Source organism: Herbaspirillum sp. UBA812 (genome assembly GCF_002296545.1).
GTDB lineage: Bacteria > Pseudomonadota > Gammaproteobacteria > Burkholderiales > Burkholderiaceae_D > Herbaspirillum > Herbaspirillum huttiense.
This window is the reverse complement of the sequence record NZ_DBIC01000117.1, coordinates 1,009-5,129: the sequence shown is the minus strand read 5'-3', so window position 1 is coordinate 5,129 and position 4,121 is coordinate 1,009. Positions and strand designations below refer to the sequence as shown.

4 protein-coding genes are annotated in these 4,121 nt (G+C 63.9%); 1 reads left to right on the top strand and 3 read right to left on the bottom strand.

Annotation, left to right across the window (positions count from 1 at the left end; all coding sequences use genetic code 11):
* A partial coding sequence (locus B3873_RS07615; protein ID WP_286865036.1) for a methyl-accepting chemotaxis protein occupies positions 1 to 1,158 on the bottom strand: 1,158 nt, incomplete at its 3' end.
* On the opposite strand from B3873_RS07615, the gene B3873_RS07610 reads away from it, so the two are divergent.
* Positions 1,157 to 1,447 (top strand): hypothetical protein, encoded by a 291-nt coding sequence (locus tag B3873_RS07610; RefSeq protein ID WP_286865035.1) that lies wholly within the window; start codon positions 1,157 to 1,159, stop codon positions 1,445 to 1,447. The genes B3873_RS07615 and B3873_RS07610 overlap by 2 nt on opposite strands.
* A 223-nt stretch (positions 1,448 to 1,670) precedes the next feature.
* Here B3873_RS07610 and B3873_RS07605 read toward each other — a convergent pair whose 3' ends face one another.
* On the bottom strand, positions 1,671 to 2,954 hold the full coding sequence (locus B3873_RS07605) for an MFS transporter (RefSeq protein WP_121042112.1): 1,284 nt from the start codon (positions 2,952 to 2,954) through the stop codon (positions 1,671 to 1,673).
* Between the two features lie 242 nt (positions 2,955 to 3,196).
* Positions 3,197 to 4,121 (bottom strand): sigma 54-interacting transcriptional regulator (locus tag B3873_RS07600; protein WP_286865033.1); only part of this gene is annotated, 925 nt, incomplete at its 5' end.

Here is a 4,121-nt window from a genome sequence, read left to right as displayed (position 1 = left end):
GCGCTGGGCCAGCGCGCGCACTTCGGTGGCCACCACGGCGAAGCCGCGGCCGTTCTCGCCGGCGCGTGCCGCTTCCACGGCGGCATTGAGGGCCAGGATATTGGTCTGGAAGGCGATGCCTTCGATGACGCTGATGATGTCCGACATCTGGTGCGAGCTGACGGCGATCTCGCGCATGGTGCTGACCACTTGCGCGATTTCCGTTTCACCACGGCGGGCCACATCGGCACCGGCACTGGCGACGTGGCTGGCCTTGCGGGCGTGGTCGGTATTCTGCTGCACGGTGCTGGTCAGCTGTTCCATGCTGGAGGCAGTTTCCTCCAGCGAGGCGGCCTGCTCTTCGGTGCGCTGCGAGAGATCGGTATTGCCCTGGGCGATTTCGCGTGCGGCCACGTGGATGGCACCGCTGGCCTGCTGGATCTGGCCGACCAGACCGGCCAGCTGTTCGCGCATGGTCATGAGCGAATGCATCAGGCTGGCGCGGTCACCCTTGCGCAGTTGCAGTTGCGCGCTCAGGTTACCGGCGGCGATCTGGCCCGACAGCCACATCGCTTCGGCCGGCTCGCCACCCAGCTGGCGCGTCAGGCGGCGGCTGATCAGCAGTGCGATCAGCAAGCCGATCAGCGCCGATGCCAGGGTCAGGCCGATGATCAGCATGCGGCTGCCGGCATACGCTTCGCGCGCGCTGGTGGCGGCCTCGGCCACGCCTTTTTCGTTGACGGTGATGAGGCGCAGGATCTGCACTTCCATCGCCGCGCGCAGCGGGAAGAGTTGATCTTTCATGATGTCCACGGCCTGCTCCTGCTTGCCTTGCTCCAGGGCGGCCAGCATCTGCTGGCTCACGGCCAGGTACTTGGGCAGCAGGGCCTGCAGCTCGTCGTAGGCGGCTTGTTCCTCAGGCGTATGGATGAGCGGACGATACTGATCGGCGGCGCTGGTGTAGCGTCCCAGGGAGGCGGTCAGGCGCGTGCGGGCATCCTGCATGCGCTGCGCATCATTGGCGGTGAGCGCACGATACTGGGCCAGGTTGAAGGCGCGGATCTCGGCCTGCATGGTCTTGGCCGTGGCGACACTGGGCATGAGGTTGGTCTGCACTTCGCTGAGCTGTGCGTCGACGGTATTGAGTCCGTACCAGGCCGCCGCACCGAGCACGGCCATGAACAGGATCAAAACGGAAAAACCCAACATAAGCTGGGTGGCAACTTTGGTCTGTCTGAAATTCACGATGTCCCTCTGGGGCTGGCCTGCCGCCACTGACGGCAGACGAAGGGTGGATGATGATTCCGGCGCAGGCGCAAGGCCTGCAAGGGAGAGCGGCAGTGCCGTCAGGATGGGCTCCGGGGGAAGCGCTCTGAACTTTAATGGCAGTCTTGCCCAAATTCAAGATGAATTTGATGAGGTGATGCCAAACGGAAACACTCTTTCAATTATGCTTATCAATGCATAAATATGGATTGGCAACAAGTTGACCGAAGTGCCACCGCAGCTCGATCAAGATTGACTAATTGCGTAGTGCGCACCCGATGACCAGTCCATCAAGAAAAATGGCCAGGATCGGGGGATCCTGGCCATTTGGCGGGTGTGCCATGTGCGGATCGGCAGTCGCTGCAGCAGCGCCTGCCGACCCGCTCAAAAGCAGTAAATGATTTATATCATTTATCTGTTTTCGGTCAGCGCAGGCGCAGCACGAAACGTGCGGCCAGCGTGGCGATCAGACTCAGCACTGCGCCGAAGATGACGAAGTAGCTCACCGACAGCTTGTTGCCGGTGAAGTCGATCAGCCAGGTGATGATGAGACCGGCGAAGCCGCCGAAGATGGTGACGGCGATGTTATACGCCAGCGACATGCCGGTGCCGCGCGTGGCCACCGGGAAGATGTCGGCCAGCAGAGCAGGCATGGACGCGAAATACATGGTCATGAGCACGCCGATGACGGTCTGCAGCAACAGCAGTTGCAGGAAGCCCGGCGAGTTGGTCAGGAACACGAACATCGGGTAGGTCAGCACGATGTACAGCGCGCTGCTGGTGATCATGAAGGGCGTGCGGCCGATCTTGTCGGACATCGCGCCCACCAGCGGCGAGCCGATGAACATGATCAGGCCGGCCACCGACATCGCGGCAAACGAGGACCAGGCCGGCAGGCCCAGTTGCTTGACCGCGTAGGTCGGGATGTACAGCGACAGGTACACCGAGACGGTCGCCATGATGACGCTGCCGGCACCGATCAAGAGGCGCATCTTCTGGTGCGCGAAGGTATCGCGCAGCGGGGCATCGGTCTTTTCGCTGGATTCCTTGAACTCGGGTGCTTCATCCAGATGGCGACGGATATAGATGCCGGCCGGTGCGATCAGCAAGCCGAAGATGAACGGCACGCGCCAGCCCCACGAGGCCAGTTGTTCGGGCGTGAGCATGTTGTTGAGCACCGCGCCGAAGATGGCCGCCAGCAGCAGGCTGATGCCCTGGCTGGCCACCTGCCAGCTGGAGAAGAAGCCACGGCGATGCGGCGCGTGTTCCACCAGGAAGGCGGTAGAGCTGCCGAACTCGCCGCCGGCGGAGAAGCCCTGGATCATCTTGCCCAGTGCGATGCCGGCCGGTGCCAGCAGGCCGATGCTGGCGTAGCTGGGCATGAAGGCGATCATCGCCGTGCCGACCGTCATCAGCATGATGGACAGCATCAGCGCCGCCTTGCGGCCTGCGCGGTCGGAGTAGGCACCCAGCACCACCGCACCCAGCGGGCGCATGAAGAAGGACACGCCGAAGGTGGCGAAGGTCAGCAGCAGCGAGACGCTGTCATCGCCGGTCGGGAAGAACTGCTTGGCGATGACCACGGCGAAGGCGCCATAGATGAGGATGTCGAACCATTCGAGCGCATTGCCGATGGAGGACGAGATGATCGCACGCCGCGCTTGCGGATGCGTGGTGCCGGCGCCAGGCGCCGCGGTGTTGCTGGTCATGGAGACTCCCTGATGGATACGTGGATGGAGGAGCAGCACGCCGTTCTGACCCTGGCGGAGCAGAAGGCTGCCTGGCTGTGTATGGATGGTTGTGGGCTCCCTGTGACGGCCGGGGCCGTTACAGCGGGCGAGGATAGGCGGCACGATGCGGCACTGTCAAGGCGCAGTGCGGGGGATTATCAGGAGGCAGGACGCGCAGCTGATTTTGCGAAATCATTTTCTCGTTTCCCGTGCCTGCAGCCTCATGATGGCTCCCTGTTCTGCGCTTCCGTTTCCTTGAGCTTGCGCCACAAGGTCGTGCGGCTGATCCCGAGATGGCGCGCAGCCGCGGCACGGTTGCCACGGAAGCGGCGCAGTGCAGCTTCAATGGCGTCAGCGTCGGGGACGATGTCGGACGTGGTCAGCTCATGGGGTGCCACCACTTCCGCCGTGTTCGACAGCAGCGGCTGCACCATCCCCGCCAGTTCCGGCGCCACCCGCTGGATCAGCGCGGGTGTCAGCGCCTGCAGCGGCTCTGCGGCCAGGAACAGGGCCAGCCTTTCCATCAGGTTGCGCAGCTCGCGCACATTGCCGGGCCAGTCATACGCCGCCAGCAGCGGCGCGCAGCGCAGCAGCTCCGCGCCCAGGTTGGCATGCGGACGCGCATCCAGTGCCGCCAGCGCATGCTTGAGATGCCATTCGGCCAGCGCGGCAATATCCTCGCGACGCGCCCGCAAGGGCGGCAACTGCAAACGCAGCACGCTGAGCCGGTAATACAGGTCTGCCCGAAAACGGCCGTCGCGCACCCGCGCTTCCAGATCGCAGTGGGTGGCGCTGATGATGCGCACCTGGACTGCAATGGGCCGCGTGCCGCCCACGCGCACGACTTCGCGCTCTTCCAGCACGCGCAGCAATCGCGTCTGCAGCGGCAGCGGCATCTCGCCGATTTCATCGAGCAGCAGCGTGCCGCGATGCGCCGCTTCAAATACACCGGCTCGTCCGCCACGGCGCGACCCGGTGAAAGCGCCTTCCTCATAACCGAACAGTTCGGATTCCAGCAGCGATTCGGCCAGCGCGCCGCAATTGATGGCCACGAAGGGGTGGGCTGCCTGGGCCTTGCCCTGCATGCGCGGATGAGCACGATGGATGGCTTGCGCCGCCAGTTCCTTGCCGGTGCCGGTCTCGCCC